Raw genomic sequence first — 20,683 nt, forward strand, 5'->3', positions numbered from 1 at the left:
ATTAATCATTTTAAGATTGCTACGAGAAAGAAAAGTAATAATTGCTTAATTTTGTGGTTATGAGTTCAGACAAAAAAGTAAGGGTCCGTTTTGCACCTAGTCCTACAGGCGGATTACATTTAGGCGGAGTCCGTACCGCATTATTCAATTATCTTTTCGCAAAACACCATAATGGCGAGTTTATCTTGCGTATTGAGGATACTGACCAAACTCGTTTTGTGCCAGGTGCCGAAGAATATATTATGGAATGTTTGGCATGGTGTGGCTTAAATCCAGATGAAAGCCCTATTAACCCTGGAAGTTTTGGACCTTACCGTCAGAGCGAAAGAAAACCTTCCTATAGAAAATTCGCAGAACAATTAGTTAATGACGGACATGCATATTATGCATTTGATACCGCTGAAGAATTAGATGAACAACGTAAAATTCATCCTAATTTCCGATATGCGCATGATAACCGAATGAACTTGAGAAACTCCCTTTCCCTAGGTGAGGAAGAAACCGAACGCCTCCTAGCTGAAGGTGCTCCGCATACCATTCGTATTAAAATGCCAGAAAACGAAATTGTAGCATTTGATGATATGATTCGTGGCCGTGTTAGTTTTGAAACTAGTTTGGTGGATGATAAGGTGTTGTTGAAAGCCGATGGTATGCCGACTTACCATCTTGCAGTAGTTGTTGATGATAGGGCAATGGAGATTTCTCATATCTTCAGAGGGGAAGAATGGTTGCCTTCTGCTCCAGTTCACATCCTTTTATGGGATTACTTGGGCTGGAAAGAGGAAATGCCTAATTGGGCCCACCTGCCGTTGATTCTAAAACCAGATGGAAATGGGAAATTGAGCAAAAGAGATGGTGACCGTTTGGGATTCCCAGTATACGCAATGAACTGGAACGACCCTAAAACCGGTGATCTTACTACAGGATTCCGTGAAAGAGGATTCTTACCTGAAGCATTCGTCAATATGCTTGCTTTGCTAGGCTGGAATGATGGTACTGAACAGGAAATCTTTGATATGAACGAACTTGTTCAGAAATTCTCTGTTGATCGTATCAGTAAAGCCGGTGCAAAGTTTGATTTTGAAAAAGCAAAATGGTATAACCAGGAATGGATAAAACGTGCGCCAAATGCAGAATTGCTGCCTGAAGTTAAAGCCGTTTTAGAAAAACATGGCCTGAATACAGCGGAATATACTGATGTTTTTATTGAATCTATTCTTGATTTAGTTAAAGAAAGATTAACTTACATTGAAGATTTTTGGGAACAAGCATCATTTTTCTTTCAAAAACCTGAAAAATATGACGTTGATGCCGTAAAACCTAAGTGGACCGATGAAAAATCTACCTTCTTCAATGAAGTAGCAGATTTATTTGCTGATCAATCAACTTGGGAATCTGCCTCTCTTGAACCTCTTTTTAAAAATAAAATCGCTGAATCCGGAATGAAAATGGGCGAATTAATGATGCCTTTCCGTATTATGTTGGTTGGTGGTAAGTTTGGACCTGATGTGTTCAAAATTACTGAGGTGCTTGGTAAAGAGGAAGTCATCGATAGAATTAAAACCGCTGTTCCTCAATTTCAGAATTAAGAAATCAACTTAAATCAAATTATATGAAATCTATTTCTAAATGGTTTGCAGGATGTCTAGCATTAACTCTGCTTATCTTTGCATCTTGCTCAAGCAATGCTCCCGCAGCAAAAAGTTCTACTAAAGCAAAAGGTCCTTTCCCTGAAGAGAAATTAGGATGGCAATTAGGCTCCCAAGCATATACCTTTAGGCTTTTTACATTTGCTGAAGCATTGGATAAAATCGCCGCAGCAAATCTACGCTATGTCGAAGCATTCCCTGGTCAACCAGTAGGCGCTGGTAGTTCGGAGAAAATGACCTACGAACTGTCTCCTGAAGGTCGTAATCTCGTTAAAAAGTTATTGAAGGAAAGAGGAATTACCGTACATGCTTATGGGGTAGTCGGTGCTAAAGATGAAGCTGAATGGGAAAAAATCTTCCAGTTTGCTAAAGATTTCGGAATTAAAGTAATTAATGCCGAACCAAGTCAAGACCAATTGGATTACCTTTCTAAACTGTGTGATAAATACGATATCAAATTAGCAATTCACAACCATCCTGAACCTTCGCATTATTGGAATCCGGATGTGGTTTTGAAAGCTTTGGAAGGTAGAAGTAAAAGAATGGGAGCTGCAGCAGATGTGGGCCACTGGATGCGCTCTGGTTTGAACCCAATCGAATGCCTTAAAAAACTTGAAGGCAGAGTATACCATGTTCACTTCAAAGATTTAAATGCATTCGGAGATAAAAAAGCTCATGATGTGATCTGGGGAACTGGAAAATTAGGAATGAAAGAAGTTCAAGCAGAATTAAAACGCCAAAATTTTAAAGGCATGCTATCTGCTGAATATGAATATAACTGGGAAAATAGCTTGCCAGAAGTTACTGAAAGTGTAGAAAACTTCAGAGCTGCTTTATAAGTTTTAGTAAGGTTAATAAAAGGGCAATAAGATCTTCTTATTGCCCTTTTTCTTTTATTGAAAATATTCCAAAGCCTCTTTTTCAATATATATATTTAGTAATCCTAATGTTTTTTGTTTTGAATGTAAATAATTGATTATTAGTAAATACCGCTTGATTTAATTATATTTAGTAAGTGAATTATTCAATATATAGTCTATGAGAAAGTATTTATGGATTCTTGTTTGTATTACCACTTTGGTAGCATGCAACAATGAACCTGGAACCGAGACTGAAATAGAGCATTTGGACTTACTGAACTCCAAGTTTAATGATAATGTTTTTGAAATATTTGGACATTGGTTGGAAGAAGATACTGGAACGAGTCTGGATACTCTTAAGTTATATGAGTTAAGTGATGAAAAATTAAAATATAGAATCAAAGACCCAGTAATCAATGTAATCCATATTACAGTCCCTAAAAAAGAATTTGGATATCTCTTCGAAAGTCCATTTATTGATAGTTTGGCAAGTTATGGACCGCTTTATTTCAATACCGTTTCAACAGTAACTGACCTTAATAAGAAACCTGTAGCATACCAAGCGCTTGCCTTTTATTCCGATGAAAATAAAAGAGATAGTGTCTTAAAAGAATTATTTAAAGATCTTGGAACACCAACAGACGAGTCCATAGTGAATGCAACAATCGGTATTAAAGCCCATGAATGGACCCTAAAAGATAAAACTATTCAAATCGTATCCTTTAATGCTCAAGAACTGAGTGCTTCCTCCTTTAGTCCAAATAAAAAATATTATCAAGTAGATTTTTTAATGATTGACAATAATCAAAAAGAAGCATTAAAAAATGCACATATCTATGAATTTACGGAAGGAATTAAATTAGATGATAAAGTAAGGGACTATAGCTATTTTAATTTGGATCAGAAACAATTGTTTTCTGACCGGTTCTTACTGTATAGTGATGAGAAAAAAAACAATTTTACCGCAGGAAACTTAAAATAAAAAAGAAATGGAATGGGTAAGGTTGTTCAATTCTAGTATTTCGGATTCCAGCGTTTTAATACTTTTCGCCCCGCAATAGCGGCGGGCCAAATTTCTATCCGATATCGATCATTTGGATTCATCATATCGATTCCAATGGGGTTGTTTAAATTGTAAGAATAAATGCGAATCCTATAGGTTGTATTGTCCACAGGGATCAATAAAATAGTGCCACTCATGGGACAATCTTGAATTTCTATCGTACCATTCGTGATTTTTAGACTGCCTTCAACAATATGATCTGCTTTGAAATCCAATTGTACATTTTCACTTTCTAAAACTTCAAGTTCTCCCTTGACCATCGAAAAATCATTTTCAACAGTAATCCCTAAGGTGTTTTCGTCAATTGCTAATCGATCTTTCAACGCTTGTTCACTCCAAAAATCAAAATCACCTGTTTCACTACTCATCGAATCATTGACGATATAGAATTGACTATACTGAGTGAAAAAGTCTAGGTTATATTTCATGTCGGTTATAAAGGTTATATATACTAAAATAAAGATATTTCAGTTTATATCATTTATTTATTGGAATAAAAGATAATTGTTTGAACAGTTATAGCAATTTATCATTAAAATAAATAATAAATAATTTATAAAAAATTACTATAATGATAAATTAGACAAAATCAGGAAAGGTTGATTTCAGACGTTATTGTAGGTTTTTAGCTGAATAATTCGTTAATATCTCCTTTGCTTAATGATTTAACAAAGCTTTCTTCCGTAGTAATTAGTGAACTAGCCAATGATTTCTTCATCCCTTGTAAGGCTAATATTTTCTCTTCAATGCTGTCTTTTGCAATGAATTTATAGATAAAAACATTTTTCGTTTGCCCTATCCTATGACTACGATCAATCGCTTGTTGCTCAACAGCAGGATTCCACCATGGATCCAGGATAAAAACATATTCCGCCTCAGTTAAATTTAACCCTACACCACCAGCTTTGATGGAAATCAAGAAAACTTGGGTATCCTCATTCTCCTTAAAGTCCTTAACAGCTTGGTTTCGATCAGTTGTAGCCCCATCTAAATAAGCGTAACGAATCTTATTCTTTTCAAAATAATCCCTGAAGATTTGAAGATGCCTCACAAATTGTGAAAAGATTAATACCTTATTGCCTTCCTTCAGTATGGATTCCATGGTTTCTATCGCAGCATCGAATTTCCCCGAGCCATCCTTATACTGACTGTCGATCATTAATGGATGATTTGCTAACTGCCGTAATTTAGTTAAACCCTGTAAAAGTGCAATTTGAGATGCCTTTCCCGTAAAGGCTCCATCCAACAAAGCATTTCTATATTCAGATTTAACAGTTTCATAGTATTCCGATTGCTCCTCAGTCATACTGCAATAAAAAATCTGCTCGGACTTCGGAGGAAGTTCGGTGGCTACCTGAGACTTCGTGCGCCTCAAAACAAAAGGTTTGATAATCGCCTGTAATCTTTTAGCTTTCTCTTCATCCTTCTTCTTCTCAATGGCCTGTACAAATTCCTTTTGAAAATAAGTGTAGTTGCCTAAAAGTCCCGGATTTACAAAGGACATCTGTGACCAGATATCGGCAACCGAATTCTCAATCGGTGTTCCACTTAAAGCTAATTTGTTCTTTCCTTTGATATGCTTGATAGCAGAGAATGATTTTGACCTCGGATTCTTGATATTCTGGCTTTCATCCAAAATAATATAATTGAAATAAAATCCCGAAAGCAATTCCTCGTCTATTCTAGCTACCCCATATGTGGTAATAACCAAATCAAAATGACTGAATGCAAAATTATCCTTGCTGCGGTAAGTACCAGTATGTAATAGGACCCTAAGCTTTGGGGTGAATTTTTCAGCTTCCTTCTGCCAGTTGAATATTAAGGATGTCGGCACTATGAGTAAGGAGGTCTTCGGTTGATCTGAGGATTCCAAATTCTCCTTCTGATGTTGCAACAAGGCTAAGGTTTGTACTGTTTTCCCCAATCCCATATCATCCGCCAGCAGACCGCCAAATCGGTACTCCTGAAGAAAATGAAACCAATTATATCCTGCTTTCTGATAAGGGCGTAAAGAACCCTTGAAATTTTTTGGCGTCTCTATATCAGATATCTCATCAAACTCTCCAAGTTTATTCAACTTCCGTTGCATACTCACCTGGTTATGCTCGGTTATATCATTGAGCAAGCCTATATGCGCGCGGTTTAATCGAATGCCCTCTTTCTGCGAAGAAAACTGAAATAAATGCTCATACTGTGAGAACCATTCCTGTGGAATTATAGCAATCTCGCCATTGGGTAATTCAAACTCTTGAATCCGGTTTAATATATGTTGTCTAAGGTTGATAAAAGGAATCTCATAAGATCCAAACCTTACAGTTGCCGCAATGTCAAACCAGTCGTTCTTTTCGCTAATCTCGATGCTGATGCTGGTCTTGCCAATCAGAAATTTCTTGTCATTATGGTTTTGAATGATATCAAAGCCTGCATCATGTAGTTCTGTAAGGTGTTCATTGACCCATTCAATGCTCGAAATGCGATATCCATTGAGACCTATTTTTGGAAGATAGGAACCAAATAAAGCATCTGCTCGTTCTAACCCGTAATCCTCAAGTGTCTTGGCCTTTTTCTCCTCCCATTGAAGAGACCGTTTTATTCTTAAAAACTGATGGGCATCTTCCTCTTGATTATATACATAACGCACAGTAACCGGATGCTGGGCTCCTGAAGGGAAACTAAAATCCCCATATTGGAAATATAACTGCAATTGGGCTTCCTGCTCCGGACTATAAACAATCCTTAATTGGGGTACTGCCTGTTCCTTATAATTGATGATTTCCAAACCCTCAGCATACACATGATGCTTTTCAATTAACGAGGTCACAAAAGTTTCAAAATACTTCTTCTCTGTATTCCGCGGAATTGAAATGAAACGCTTATTAAGGAATGGCGTTAATTTCTTCCCCTCCAACTCCTCATCAAAATGATATAAAACATTCTCTAAAAGTAACCAAGCTTGTTGATTGACAATGACATCCGCATTTTTATACATAAACTCCATTCGAAGCCCATCGTATTTTAATGTTGGGAAGTATCGCGTCTCGATTTCATTCCTTCGGAAATGAAATAAAATGCTCGTGGGCTTAGGGGCAATTTTTAATTCCTGATCAGCTGGATAGCCATCCTTACTCATCAAAAACAAGGGCTTGTCACCAATGTTGTTTAAAATATGTAGTAGTCGGCTCTCTATTTTTGGACGAATATGCTCGTAAATCTTATGGTCGAATATTTTGGAAAAATAATCCGCCGGACGAATGGCCTTTTTGTGAAACCTTTTGATGAGCTGTGTCTGTTCAATCTCATCACAAAGTCGAATTAATTCATAATCAACCTCGTCCAAGGTGTCTGAAAATTCATCAACCGTATTGCTGAAAACTCTTTTATAAGAAAGTGAATAGGATCCATTTTGGTTAAGTTGCACAATATGAGGCTCAATGAGATACCCTAAGTAGGGATGTTTCCCTAAAGAGTAAACCAAACGATATGAAGTTATTGTGTCGACCTGTTGCATCCTATTGATTCTGCTAGAAAAAGCTACTAATATACGTGTATTAAGGCTTTTTCTCCAAAATTAAGGAGGTTAAATTATTATGAAATATCGATTTTTCCCTCAAATACTAAATTTGCAGGTCCAGATAGATAGACATTCTTGAATTGATGCCCTTTTTTATGAAATGAAATAAGTAGTTGACCACCAAGTACTCGAATTGGAATTTCAAAGTAACCGTCATTGCCTGATTTAATCGCTACACTCATCGCTGAAGCAACCGCCCCAGTGCCACATGCATAGGTTTCATCCTCAACTCCGCGCTCAAAGGTCCGAACGAAATAACCATTACCCTCTTCCTCGATAAAGTTTACATTTATACCTTTTTCACCATAAGTACTATTATTTCGAATGGCATAACCTGCTTGGAAAACATCTTTCTCGCTTAGGTCATCAACAAATTGAACATAGTGTGGCGACCCTGTATTTAATACAAATGCTTCCCCATCCTTATGAAACTCATCAACGTCAATCATGCCAAGATTTACTGTATTTTGCTCAATTTGAGCATCATGTTTACCGTCGACTGCCAAAAAGACAGTATCAGTCTGGATGATCCCCAAGTCTCTCGCAAATGCAACCAAACAACGACCCCCATTCCCGCACATTGTCCCCTCTTTGCCATCGGAATTAAAGTATAGCATTTGGAAATCATAATTATTTGTATCTTGAAGTAGCATCAATCCGTCTCCTCCAATTCCAAACCTCCGATCACAAAGCTTTTGAATCAATTGTTGATTTCCCGCATCAAACGAGCCATTTCTGTTATCAATTAAGATAAAGTCATTCCCCGCACCTTGATATTTGTAGAACTGGATTTCTTTTGACATTTTGTTGAGTTTCTGCTGTAAATTTAATATTCTTGTTACAATAAACCGAACTTTTGTTAAATCTTGTTAAATGCTTGACAAAGGTTCTGCCTGTTAACATTTTTTAACTGACAAAACTCGTTCCGACCTTTCGAATGGTATTACATTTGAATTAGAAATCATGAAATAAAAAAGTTAGATTAATTATATATGAAAAAGATAGGTGCAACTTTATTAGCAGCCATCATAGGAGGAGCCATAGCCGTGGGTGGGTTTAAACTCTTCGAAAATAAAAAGATGGACAACATGACGTTCGAAGAACGTCAAAAAGTTTATTATGCCAACAACCCTGCGGAAGAAATTTTATCCTCTACAGGAAATCCGGATTTTACCCAAGCTGCAGCAGCAGTCTCTCCGGGTGTGGTACACATTCAAGTAACAATGGCTAGCCGCGGTAACCGTGGCGGTGGGGGATCCCCATTCGATATGTTCGAAGAATTTTTCGGAGTACCACAACAACGTGGTCAAGCTCGACCAGCAACAGCCTCCGGATCCGGAGTAATCATCTCCCCAGACGGGTATATCGTAACGAATAACCACGTCGTGGAAGAAGCTGATAAAATCGAAGTCGTTCTTACTGATAAACGTAAGTATGAAGCTAAAGTAATCGGTAGAGATCCAAACTTCGACTTGGCATTGATTAAAGTAAATGCAAATGGCCTCCCAATCGTAAAATTAGGTAACTCCGATAATGTGCAAATTGGTGAATGGGTATTAGCAGTGGGGTATCCGCTAGGTCTACAATCGACCGTAACAGCTGGTATCATCAGTGCTAAAGGTCGTCGTATCGGTATCCTTGATGAACCAACCCAAGGTCGTGGATATGGTGGAATGGGACAACAAGAACAAATGATCAGTAACGCTGTGGAATCCTTCTTGCAAACTGACGCCGTAATCAATCGTGGTAATAGTGGTGGTGCATTGGTTAATGCGCGTGGTGAACTAATCGGTATCAACTCAGCAATCGCTTCCCCAACTGGAACTTATGCTGGTTATGGATTCGCAATTCCAATCAACCTTGCCAAAAAAATCGTAGATGACTTTAAAGAGTTTGGAAGCGTGAAACGTGGATACGTAGGGGTTACTTTCACTGAAATTAATGATCAATTACGTGCTGAAAAAGGTATTGAAGATGTAAATGGATTATATGTTCGTGATGTATTGAAAGGTGGAGCAGCTGAAGCCGCAGGTATTAAACCTGGTGATATCTTAACGAAAGTGGAAGGTCGTGTAATCTATGGTACCCCTGACTTACAAGAGTACGTCGCTAGATTACGCCCAGGTGATAAAGTGAAAATTACTTACAAACGTGATGGCAAAGAAAAAGATGTCAATTTAACCCTTAAAGGTGAAGAGACTAAGCCGAAATCTGAAGATTCTGAATCTAGTGCTTCTGCAACTGAGATCTTCAATAAATTAGGTGCTAGTTTTGTTCCTGCTAGCAATGCTCGCAAACAAGAACTAGGAATCAAATCAGGTGTTGTGGTATCACAAGTTCACAGAGGTGGTGTTTTTGAATACTTCGGCGTTGAAAGAGGATTGGTTATTACTGAAGTTAATGGTAAGCCTGTAAATAATGTGGATGATGTGGAGTCTGCTCTAGGTAGCACTCGTCGTGATATTGTCCGTATTACCGGCGTACCTGAAAAAGGTAGTACCGTTCAGTTCAATGTTCCATTGAAGTACTAATTGTAAAATAAATATAAAGGGGCCCAAGAGATTGAGGCCCCTTTTGCATTTTCAGTCATGAAAAGGGGATTAGTATAAAATCTTCTTCTCTATTTAGGGATGGACAGCACAGAAATCTCATATCTCATAACTCATATCTCAATACTAACTAGATAATGTTATATTTGAAACCATGAAAATATTAATGGTGTGTTTAGGGAATATTTGCAGATCTCCATTGGCTCATGGAATCATGGAACACATGGTTGCTGAAAATGGATTAAGTTGGGAAATTGATTCTGCCGGTACTGGGGATTGGCATGTCGGGCATGCTCCTGATAAAAGATCCATCCAAGTCGCTAAAGATAGGGGAATCGATATCTCAAATCAAAGAGCGCAATTGTTTGAACCTAATTTCTTCTCTAAATACGACCGTATTCTGGTAATGGATAAACAGAACTATGCCGATGTCACTTCAATGGCAACTTCTCAGGAAGATTTAAATAAAGTATCCCTCTTCCTGACTGATGATATAGTTCCGGATCCTTATTATGATTCAAATATGTTCGTTCCAGTTTTTGAACTGATTGAATCTAGATGCAAAGAACTAATCAAAAACTGGTCTTAAATAAAAAACAATGCAAGCCGCAGAAATAAATAAAAAGTGGAAAGCTCTACAGGAAGCTATCGCTAAAAACTTTGATATGGATATCCCTGATATCAAAGTGATGCTCTTCCTAATCGGTGTACAGGAATTAGGAAAAGGCCCTCAGGAATTCTCAAAAAGAGAAAAAGAAGAATTGATGCATATCGCAACATGCAGACTCTTCAGTAGCCTCGGCTTTTATGAGCTGGAAGGACAGGATGAACAAGGTTGGCCTCATTGGAACTTAATCAAGCCTATCCCTAATTACACCCTTTTGGAACAAGAAATGATTATCAAATCGCTGATAATTGACTATTTTGAAGAAGTAAATTTCATTTAATATATGAGAAGAATTTTATTATTGTTTGCTCTTGTATTAGGCATGAGCTTTGCCAATGCGCAAACCCCAAAAAACTACTATGTTGAAGTTAAAACCGGTAAAGGTAACGGTATTATCAAACTCTATAACGAAACCAGAAAACACCGCGATAACTTCGTGAAATTGGTTAAAGAAGGTTATTTCGACTCCTTAATGTTCCACCGGGTTATTCATAATTTTATGATTCAAGGTGGTGACCCTGATTCTAGATATGCTGCAAGTAGACAAAAATTAGGCGAAGGAGGACCAGATTATAAGGTGCCTGCTGAAATTCAAGCCGGAATCATTCATAAAAAAGGCGCTCTAGGTGCAGCGAGAGATAACAATCCAGCAAAAGAATCTTCTGCCTCCCAATTTTACCTCGTGCAAGGTAGAGTGTTCACTGAAGCTGCTTTGGATTCTTTGGAGAAATTTCGCCTAAAAGGTAAAAAACTAACCCCTCTTCAACGTGAAACTTATTCCTCTATTGGGGGTACTCCCCACTTGGATGGTGAATACACCGTCTTCGGCGAATTGATCGAAGGATTGGGCGTAGTAGATAGCATTGCTGAGGTTAAAACCGATGATAATGACCGCCCATATAATGATGAGCGATTTGCTATGAAACTGTTGGATAGAAGACAAGCGCTTGATTTAGAGCGTAAATTGCAAGGATTGCCTCCAAAAAAAGGTATTTTTACCAAACTCTTTGATTCAATGAAGTCTAAAAATTACAAACTCCCATAACATGAAGATCCTAACTTATAATGTCAATGGAATCCGGGCAGCCTTGAAAAAAGGTTGGTTGGAGTGGTTAAAAGGCGAAAATCCTGATGTAATCTGTATTCAAGAAATTAAAGCAACTCCTGATCAAGTGCCTGAGATCGCCCTATTGGAAGAAATGGGCTACGAACATTATTGGTATCCAGCTCAGAAAAAAGGCTATAGTGGAACCGCAATATTTACACGCATCACACCAAACCATATTGAATATGGTTGTGGTCATGAAGACTATGATTTTGAAGGACGTATTATCCGTGCGGACTTTGATAAAGCCTCGGTAATGAGTGTGTATTTCCCTTCTGGTACTACCGGAGATGTAAGGCAAGACTTTAAATACAAGTTTCTGGATGACTTCCAGTCCTACAGCAACGACCTGCTAAAAGAGAAACCTAATCTGGTCGTATGTGGTGATTTCAATATTTGTCATCGAGCAATTGATATCCATAATCCAAAATCCAATGCGAATAGCTCTGGCTTTTTACCTGCTGAAAGAGAATGGATGGAAAACTTTATTAATTCAGGATACATCGATTCATTTAGACATTTAAATCCTGATCCACATCACTATACATGGTGGTCTTATCGTGCTGGCGCCAGAGGAAAGAACTTAGGCTGGCGTATTGACTATAATATGGTCTCTAATGGTTTGAAAGATAGTATTAAATCTTCCCGAATTATACCTCAAGCAATTCACTCTGACCATTGCCCAGTGGAATTAATTCTTGATTAGATAAAAAAAGTAGACTCATTAGGTCTACTTTTTTTATTTATTGCTTATATTTATTTCATGAGCAAGAAAATCGCATGGATATTTTTTATGATTACCCTCTTTCTACTGGGGATCTGTGCGTTTGAAATTTTTATGCAATTCCAAAGTTCTGCATTATCTTATCCAATTTTCTTAACCTCCTTATCATTGATTATTTCTGCGATATTATTCTTGAATAACGCTCTTCGACCCATGAAGATTAAATAATTAATCCCCCCTCTCAATAATATCTCTGTTTGAATTCCAGTAATGGATTTCTTTTATTTATTTCTAATTTAGCATCAAACATAATGTATTGTTGATTAAATATTAATAATATATTATTTAATCTGAATAATTCGTAAAATGAAAAAACCTATACTCGTCATCAAATTTGGTTCTGCAGCTATTACTACAGACGGTGAAATTGATGAAAGAATTGTTTTAGAAATCGCTAGACAATGTGCCCAGTTGCAACCCCAATATAATATTGTGATAGTATCTTCTGGTGCAGTTGCCGCCGGAAAAAAGTATATCCCGAAATATACCGGTACATTGGCACAAAAAAAAGCCGCTGCCGCCATTGGAAACCCAATGTTGGTCCGAACTTATGGTACCTATTTTAAACCCTTTAAAATAGCTTTGGCTCAAAGCCTCTGTGAAAGACATCATTTTGCCAATAGAAATCAATTTCTCCAATTAAAAAGTACCTATGAAACTCTATGGAAAAATAATGTTATCCCGATTGCAAATGAAAATGATGTGGTGAGTAATAAAGAATTGAAGTTCTCAGATAATGATGAACTCGCTACCTTGATCGCTGTTGGGTTTGGTGCCGAACAAGTTCTTTTTAGCACTTCCGTACCTGGAGTGCTTGATGAACAAGGGAATGTAATCCCTGAAATTAAGGTTATTGATAAAGCTGCGCTGGCTTTGGCAAAAGATGAAAAATCTAGCGTCGGCCTGGGGGGGATGATTTCTAAACTTAATTTTGCCCGACTAGCAAATCAAATGGGGATAAAAGCCGTTATTTTTACCATGAAAACCGAAGATGGAATCCTAAAAGCTGTAAACGGAAAAACAGGTACCCTCTGCCATCCTCAGCCTAAAAAAGTATCCTCTAGAAATAAATGGCTCGCAAGCGGAAGTTTAATAACTGGTTTAGTCCAAGTTGATAAAGGCGCCATTGACGCCTTAAATAAACGAAAAAGCTTATTGGCAGTAGGCGTTAATAAAATAATCCAAGATTTTGAAGCAGGTGAAGTGTTTCAAATTGCCGATGAAGACCACGTCATTCATGCCGTAGCAAAATCAAAAATCGACTCCATTTCATTGAAATCTAAATCTGAAAAAAAGAATATTGAAATTGCACATGCTGACGATATTGTGCTCTTATAAGAATAATCCTATGGAAAAATCAATACAACTTCAATTAGAAAATACCAGAAAAGCCAAAAGAGCAATTTCAGTATTGACTATTGAACAGAAAATGAAAATCCTCAATGCAATTGCTGACGAATTGCTCCTCAATACGGATCAAATTATCCTCGAAAATCAAAAAGATCTCGATCGAATGGATCCGCAGGATTCCAAATATGATCGTCTTAAATTAACTAAAGCAAGAATTGAAGATTTAGCGGATAGTGTCCGGGCAGTCGCTAAATTGGATGATCCGACAGGGAAGCTGCTAAGTAGCAAAACCCTGGATAATGGATTGTTAGTAGAAAAAAGATCAGTTGCCTTGGGAGTGGTAGGTGTAATCTATGAATCTAGGCCGAATGTAACTATAGATGTTGCGGTTTTATGTATTCAATCCGGAAATGTCTGCCTGCTGAGGGGAGGATCAGACGCTTGGTTTAGTAATACATTCCTGGTTAACCTGATTCAGGATGTCCTTCTAAAGTTTAATACCGACCCTTGTATCGTTCAACTTTTACCAACCGATCGGGAGCTTGTGACAGAGCTTCTGACCGCTGTGAAATATGTGGATATCTTGATCCCGCGGGGATCTCAAGGCTTAATTGATTTTGTGCGAGAAAATGCAAAAGTTCCTGTGATTGAGACTGGAGCAGGAGTATGTCATACCTATATCGATAAAGCGGCTGATTTATCACAAGCCGCAAAAATAGTAGCTAATGCCAAGATTTCTAGACCCTCTGTTTGCAACGCCTTGGATTGTATACTCGTGGATGCGCAGGTTACAGAAGCTTTCCTGAATAAATTGGCACCGCTGCTTGCTGCAGCAAAAGTGAAAATTCTAGCTGATGAAAAAAGCTATTCTGATTTAAAAAATCTTGAGTATCCAAATTTAGAACCAGCCAAAGCAGAAGATTTTGGAAGAGAATTCTTAGACCTCATTTGTTCAATGAAGGTTGTTAATAATTTAGATGAAGCTCTAGATCATATCGCGAACTATTCTTCTAAACATTCTGAATGTATTATTTCCTCAGATCCAAAAAATATTCTCACTTTTATGAACGCTGTAGATGCGGCAGCTGTCTATTCTAATGCCTCAACACGATTTACGGATGGTGCTGAATTTGGCTTAGGCGCAGAAATTGGAATTTCAACACAAAAACTTCATGCCCGGGGACCATTTGCTTTGGAAAAGTTAGTGACAGAAAAATGGTTCGTAACTGGCGAAGGTCAAATTAGATAATATGGGAATTAGATTCGAAAAAGATACCATCCTGAACTGGATAAATGAAATGGGTAAGTATTTAAGACTAGTAGTCGATAAGTATGAGGCCTTTGATAAGGAAAATGAAACAATGGATTTGAATCAAGGTTATACCGATTTCTTTAAAATAGAGCGTAAGCTCCTCCTTGAGGGAAATCAATCCGATATCGAAAATTTTATTAGCTCATTAGAGCCTGAGCAGGTTAGGCCTTTAGCGCAATTGATCATGTATGATGGACTAATAAACCAAAACAAAGATCTACTCCAAAATGCTAAGTTTATCTTCGAATGGAATATGAAGAAAACTGGCGCCTACTCCTTCGAAGATTTTGATTATCTCTCAAAGATAGATCGTAATCTGTAGAAAAATATTCTCAAGCAACAATAAAATTTGTTTAAATGGCAATATTATTCCAATAATATTGCCTTTCTTGTAATTGATACTTCTCGGTTGATTGAGTATTAATTAAATATTATGCCCACTTCGTATATTTTGTTACAATTTGGAAGATTCTAACTAGTTTAATAACAATATTTATTTGCTATTACACCAAATTTAACCTATCTGACCTTTATTCGTTTAAATTTTTACTATTGATATTGGTTAATTCTAACTTTTTGTTATATAATTGATAATAATAAAGTAATAATTACATAACACACTAACCAATAGTTGTGTAAGGCAATATTTTTTAGCAAACACAAATAAATAATTATGAAACAACAATTACTCAGCTTTCTTTTGCTGTTTATGGTATCCATAGGTATCGTAAATGCGCAGAACCTTCAAGTGAGTGGAAAAGTCACCTCGCAAGAAGATGGTTCCCCAATCAACGGAACTACCATTACAGTTATTGGAACGAATACTTCTACTCAAACCGATGAAAGTGGAAGTTATACAATCTCGGCTCCAGCGAATGGTTCTTTAAGATTTTCTAACATAGGTTTTGTTAGTCAAACGGTTAGTATTAACAATAATGCCCTGATCAATGTAAATTTGGTTGCTGATCAAGCGGCGTTGGATGAAGTCGTGGTAACTGGATACGCCAATATTAAAAAGACAGAATTCTCAGGTGCTGCATCGGTTATCTCCATGAAAGAAATTGAAGATAAACCGGTAGCCAATCTGACGCAAAACCTTCAAGGTCGTGTTCCCGGATTATTGGCGAATTCTGGATCTGGCCAACCTGGAGCCAGTGCAAATGTGCAAATTCGTGGTACCAAATCTATCCAAGGGTCTGGTGCACAGCCGCTCTATATTATTGATGGAGTGCCTGCATCTGCTAGCACTGTTCAGAATATCAACCCCAATGACTTTGAAAGCATGACCGTTCTAAAGGACGCGAGTGCTGCAGCATTATATGGTGCCCGTGGTGGTGTAGGGGTAATTGTAATCACAACAAAACAAGGTAAAAAAGGAACTTCGGAAATCAGTCTGAGAACTCAATTCGGGGTAACTGCCCCTCCTGATTTCTCAAGACTTAATTTGATGAATACCTCCGAATTATTGGCTTATGAAGAACGCGTAGGCGCAATTACAGGATCCCAAAATGCGGCATTCTCCAATGTGCCTGGATGGTATTACAGCCGTAAAAACCCAGCAAATGCTAACCTTTCGGCTGCTCAATTAGCAGAGTATGATAGAAAATTAGACAGTACCAGAAATATCAATACGGATATTAAAGACCTCCTGTTTAGAAATGGTATCTCCCAAACTTATGAACTTAACCTAAGAGGAGGATCTGAAAACCTAACTTACTTCACTAGTTTAGGTTATATGAATCAGGACGGTGTGGATAAAACTTCCGATTTCGAAAGATTCACAACTCGATTCAATTTAGGCTACAACAAAGGAAAATTCAGCGCTCAATTTAACAATAGCTTGGGTTATTCCCTTATGCGAAGAGCAAGTGGAGATGGATTCGGAAATAGCCCCCTGAATCCTTTTCAAATGATCTATCGTGCTAAACCCTATGATAATCCTTATTTAGCCGATGGTACCCTGAATTTTGGTGGGGGTGGTACCAACTTAAATATGAAAACCTTGGCAAACTTGGTAGAAGCAAATGAAAATACCCGTTGGACTGAAAAATCTTGGAAGATTAACTCTGGGTTAATCTTGGGCTTTAAAATTACTGATGATATTACTATCCGAAATACAACAGGTATTGATGCTGATAATGGTTTGTACGAATTCTATATTAACCCTAATTCCTATAGAGGTTCCTTGCAAACATTCCAACATGGTTTAGCGAGGGAAGCTAATAGAATTAATGCTCAAATTATTAATACATCTAGTATTAACTATAATAAAACCTTTAATGAACTTCATAAAATTGATGTAGGTGCTTATTTCGAAGGAATCAGAGTCTATAATAAAGGTTTGGGAATGATGTTGTATAACTTGAACCCTTCTCTACCATGGACAGGTCAAGGTGCAAATCCTTTGCCAACAAATGGTGCGGAAACAATGCCTCAGTATGCAACTAGTGCTAGGTCTGGTTATGGAATTCGCTCTTATTTTGCTACTGCAGCCTACGATTATGCTGGTAAATATTCCATTACTGCAAACTTAAGACGCGATGGTACTTCCAGAATCGTCAATATCGACAACCGTGAAATTACAACATGGTCGGCTGGTGCAACCTGGAATATTATTCAAGAAAATTTCATGAAAGATCAAACCCTTTTTACGGATCTGAGATTAAGAGCTAGTTATGGTCAAGCGCCTAATATTGGTAGTATTGCCTTGAATTCATATGGTTTAGGGTTCGGTGGTTTGGAAGCCTGGACGATTCCTAATTATACGTCGTCTCAAGTACCAGGCTATGGAACGGCAGCTTATCCAGGTTCTACTTTGCCTGGTATTGCTCCAACAACGCCAGGAAACCCGAACTTAAAAATCGAAACAGTGAACAAAGCGAATATCGGCCTTGACTTTAATATGTGGACTAACAGAGCTAGATTCTCTTTCGACGTATATAGTGAAATTACCAATGACCTTTTCGTAGATCAACCGCTTAGTAATACTACTGGATTTAATAGTATGGCTATTAATGCTGGTAAAATGTCTAATAAAGGTCTTGAGGGTATGATTAGTGTGGATGTGTTTAGAACCAATGATATTGATATTAATGTGGGATTAAACCACGCTATAAACGTCAATAAAATTGAAGACCTTGGCGCTGTTACTCAGTATGAGTTGGGAACTTACTTAATTAAAGTAGGCCTGCCTTTTGGATCTCACTATACTTATAATTATTTAGGAGCTGACCCTGAAACTGGAAGACCAATGTATTATGCGCAAGATGGGACTACAGTGGTTTACGAGTTGGCAAACGCCGGTCGTTTCGCTACTTTTGGAACCTATAAACCGAAACATGTCGGTGGTTTTACTTTCGACTTCAGATATAAGGCATTCACTTTAAGTACTTTGTTCTCGTATCAATTTGATGTGGTTAGAAGTAATAATATAAGAAACTGGATCACTGATGGAACTAGAGGTTATATCGGTTCTGTAAACCAATCTAGAGAACTTTTGGATAATCAATGGGAAAAACCGGGCGACCAAAAATTCTTCGCCTCTCCAGTATATTCCAAAGGATTTACAAACTCTGATTTACAAAATGCCAAATTCTTAAGATTAAGAAACTTGACATTAAACTATAATCTGCCTGAAATTAATGTCGGCGGTGTCTCTTATGTAAAAGGAGCCAACCTTTATTTCACAGCTTATAATTTAGCCGTGTGGAGCCCTTGGACTGGTGTAGATCCTGAAGATGATAACAATATCAGTCTTAATGAATATCCAAATCCGAAATCATTTGTTTTTGGAATCAACTTCAAATTTTAATCCTCAATAATTATGAAATTCAATTATATCAAAATATTAGTCGCTGCTGCAGTGATCTCCTTCTCCTCAAGTTCTTGTTCTAACTTGTTGGATGTTAAAGAAACAGATTTCTTGGGAGGAAATGATGCCCTAAGAACAATCGCAAATAATGAATCTCTATTAATTGGAACTTATTCAGTTTTCAATAATGAAATGGGAATTCAGTTGAATGGTGTATTTTCGGATGAATTGAAACCTGGGGATTTCTATGTGTCTCAAACGACGCATGAATGGCGTTATGCCCCGGATGATATTGGTATCAGAGATAATTATACCGCTGTTGATCCTTATTATCGGGTAATAGATCGCACAAACCGTATTTTCGCGGCTTTGCCGGATGCACCTGCTAATGGAACAGCAGATGAAGAGTTAAAAAAGAAAATTAGGGGGGAAGCACTTTTCTTAAGAGCCTACGCCCATTTTGAATTATTCAGATATTATTGTAAAAACTATGACCCCGCAGAACTGGGAATGATCTATATGACAACTGTTTCCCTGGAACCTCAAGCTAGGGAAAATATGGATACTTATTTTCAGAAAATTTTAGCAGATATTAATGAAGCGAAAACCCTTCTAAAAGATGATTATAATGACATCTATAGGGCCAATCGCTTAGCAGTAGTCGCCCTGAATGCACGTGTTGCGCTATATATGCGTAATTGGAATGAGGCTATTACAAATGCTACCGAATATATTTCCAAAAAACCTTTAGCATCTAAAACTGATTTCCCAGAAATTTGGAAGGATAAAAGCAATGCGGAATTGGCATTTAAAATATCTAGAACCGCGGCCAGCTCCACTCGAATTGGTGGGATTTATAGAGGTGTATTTACAAAGAATGCTGCTAATGCGTTAGTTGCTCCTGCTAGTATTCTTTGGGTACCGTCTGATAAGCTTTGGAATATGTATGATCAGACGAATGATGTCCGTTTTGATGCTTATTTAATAGATGAACCCATCTTGCAAAAAGTAACTGGAAAGCCATCCAAAATTGTAAATAAATATGCAGGCTCAGGATATGCAACTCCGAATGAGAATGTGAATGATCATAAAATCTTTAGAACGGGGGAAATGTATTTAATTCGTGCCGAAGCTAGAGCTGAAACGGGAGCTGTAAATGGAGCAAATAGCGCAGAAGCAGACTTAAATGAATTGAGGTCAGCTCGAATTGTCGGTTATTCCAATGCTTCTTTTGCTACTAAAAATGCTGTTATTGATGCAATAATGGCTGAAAGATTCAAAGAATTGCCTTTTGAAGGGCATAGATTCTGGGATTTGAAAAGAAGAGGTCTTCCTGTAGAAAGAGTAGGGGATGATGCGCCTAGTGCTGCTGGAAAGACTCTCCCAGCAAACGATTTTAGGTTTGTTCTCCCAATTCCAAATGAAGAAAGATTGGCGAATCCTTTGATTCAACAAAATGAAGGTTATAACTAAGACTTCAACACTTTAATACTTTAATTAAAACCGGGCGAAGCCCGGTTTTTTTGTTTTATACCGTTTTTTGCATTTCGCTTTTGTCTGATTTTTAACCAAAATAAATAGTATAACTTCAATAAGGCGTCTAAAATAATATGAAAAGTGCAATAACTTAAGTTTAATTTTGCTTTTATGACAATAAGTTTGCAGGAAATATTAAAAAACGATGCATAAAATCATCCTTCTGATAAAATATTGTCAATTAAATCAGTTTTAGCTTCATTTTGTTACAAAAATCAAACGATTGATTAAAATTATACAAGTAATATTTCTTTGATTCTTACGGTTTTAGACGGTTTTGTAGCTGTACTGTGTTATTAAGTGTTAAATCATTTTGTATTATGTTAAGTTAATATTATATAATTGCCAAAATTATGTTAACGAACAAAGAATGACCAAACCATCATTCTAAGTACAAACGCAATTATTTAACAAACAACAAACAAA

The 20,683-nt window shown here is 37.3% G+C and carries 16 protein-coding genes; 13 read left to right on the forward strand and 3 right to left on the reverse strand.

The window, feature by feature from the left end:
• The first annotated feature begins 59 nt into the window (after positions 1-59).
• From gltX to ACF3OC_RS01430, 3 genes are all read left to right on the forward strand, one after another.
• Positions 60-1,589 carry a glutamate--tRNA ligase gene (gltX, locus tag ACF3OC_RS01420; protein ID WP_094281048.1) on the forward strand — a complete coding sequence of 510 codons (1,530 nt, stop codon included), beginning with the start codon at positions 60-62 and terminating at the stop codon, positions 1,587-1,589.
• 23 nt (positions 1,590-1,612) lie between these two features.
• Positions 1,613-2,488, forward strand: coding sequence for a sugar phosphate isomerase/epimerase family protein (locus ACF3OC_RS01425; protein WP_392470722.1), 876 nt, complete (start codon positions 1,613-1,615; stop codon positions 2,486-2,488).
• A 199-nt stretch (positions 2,489-2,687) separates the two neighbouring features.
• The gene (locus ACF3OC_RS01430) at positions 2,688-3,491 is read left to right on the forward strand and encodes a hypothetical protein (protein WP_094281050.1); all 804 of its coding nucleotides are present in this window, start codon (positions 2,688-2,690) and stop codon (positions 3,489-3,491) included.
• 32 nt (positions 3,492-3,523) lie between these two features.
• Here the strand turns inward: ACF3OC_RS01430 and ACF3OC_RS01435 are convergent, their stop codons facing one another.
• The 3 genes from ACF3OC_RS01435 to dapF form a co-directional block, all read right to left on the reverse strand.
• On the reverse strand, positions 3,524-4,000 hold the full coding sequence (locus tag ACF3OC_RS01435) for a hypothetical protein (RefSeq protein ID WP_094281051.1): 477 nt from the start codon (positions 3,998-4,000) through the stop codon (positions 3,524-3,526).
• Positions 4,001-4,197: 197 nt separating this feature from the next.
• The gene (locus ACF3OC_RS01440; RefSeq protein ID WP_094281052.1) at positions 4,198-7,080 is read right to left on the reverse strand and encodes a DEAD/DEAH box helicase; all 2,883 of its coding nucleotides are present in this window, start codon (positions 7,078-7,080) and stop codon (positions 4,198-4,200) included.
• 77 nt (positions 7,081-7,157) lie between these two features.
• A complete protein-coding gene (dapF, locus tag ACF3OC_RS01445) occupies positions 7,158-7,946 on the reverse strand; it encodes a diaminopimelate epimerase (protein WP_094281054.1) in 789 nt (262 codons plus the stop codon).
• Between the two features lie 189 nt (positions 7,947-8,135).
• On the opposite strand from dapF, the gene ACF3OC_RS01450 reads away from it, so the two are divergent.
• The 10 genes from ACF3OC_RS01450 to ACF3OC_RS01495 all read left to right on the forward strand — a co-directional run bounded on the left by ACF3OC_RS01450 (position 8,136) and on the right by ACF3OC_RS01495 (position 20,194).
• The gene (locus tag ACF3OC_RS01450; RefSeq protein ID WP_094257702.1) at positions 8,136-9,674 is read left to right on the forward strand and encodes a Do family serine endopeptidase; all 1,539 of its coding nucleotides are present in this window, start codon (positions 8,136-8,138) and stop codon (positions 9,672-9,674) included.
• A 172-nt stretch (positions 9,675-9,846) separates the two neighbouring features.
• On the forward strand, positions 9,847-10,281 hold the full coding sequence (locus ACF3OC_RS01455; RefSeq protein ID WP_094257703.1) for a low molecular weight protein-tyrosine-phosphatase: 435 nt from the start codon (positions 9,847-9,849) through the stop codon (positions 10,279-10,281).
• 10 nt (positions 10,282-10,291) lie between these two features.
• Positions 10,292-10,639: a hypothetical protein gene (locus tag ACF3OC_RS01460; protein WP_094257704.1), complete on the forward strand. Its 348-nt coding sequence runs from the start codon at positions 10,292-10,294 to the stop codon at positions 10,637-10,639.
• Positions 10,640-10,642: 3 nt separating this feature from the next.
• Entirely contained in the window at positions 10,643-11,404 is a 762-nt protein-coding gene (locus tag ACF3OC_RS01465; protein ID WP_094257705.1) for a peptidylprolyl isomerase, read from the forward strand.
• A gap of 1 nt (position 11,405) precedes the next feature.
• Positions 11,406-12,170, forward strand: coding sequence for an exodeoxyribonuclease III (locus tag ACF3OC_RS01470; RefSeq protein WP_094281056.1), 765 nt, complete (start codon positions 11,406-11,408; stop codon positions 12,168-12,170).
• A 384-nt stretch (positions 12,171-12,554) separates the two neighbouring features.
• The gene (gene proB / locus ACF3OC_RS01475; protein WP_094281058.1) at positions 12,555-13,586 is read left to right on the forward strand and encodes a glutamate 5-kinase; all 1,032 of its coding nucleotides are present in this window, start codon (positions 12,555-12,557) and stop codon (positions 13,584-13,586) included.
• A 10-nt stretch (positions 13,587-13,596) separates the two neighbouring features.
• Positions 13,597-14,847: a glutamate-5-semialdehyde dehydrogenase gene (locus ACF3OC_RS01480; RefSeq protein WP_392470727.1), complete on the forward strand. Its 1,251-nt coding sequence runs from the start codon at positions 13,597-13,599 to the stop codon at positions 14,845-14,847.
• Position 14,848: 1 nt separating this feature from the next.
• The gene (locus tag ACF3OC_RS01485; protein ID WP_094281062.1) at positions 14,849-15,232 is read left to right on the forward strand and encodes a hypothetical protein; all 384 of its coding nucleotides are present in this window, start codon (positions 14,849-14,851) and stop codon (positions 15,230-15,232) included.
• 351 nt (positions 15,233-15,583) lie between these two features.
• Complete coding sequence (locus ACF3OC_RS01490) at positions 15,584-18,721, forward strand: SusC/RagA family TonB-linked outer membrane protein (RefSeq protein WP_094281064.1); 3,138 nt, start codon at positions 15,584-15,586, stop codon at positions 18,719-18,721.
• Positions 18,722-18,733: 12 nt separating this feature from the next.
• A complete protein-coding gene (locus ACF3OC_RS01495) occupies positions 18,734-20,194 on the forward strand; it encodes a RagB/SusD family nutrient uptake outer membrane protein (protein ID WP_094281066.1) in 1,461 nt (486 codons plus the stop codon).
• The last annotated feature ends 489 nt before the right edge of the window (positions 20,195-20,683 follow it).

This window comes from Sphingobacterium cellulitidis (assembly GCF_043187465.1).
GTDB classification, from domain to species: Bacteria; Bacteroidota; Bacteroidia; order Sphingobacteriales; family Sphingobacteriaceae; genus Sphingobacterium; species Sphingobacterium cellulitidis.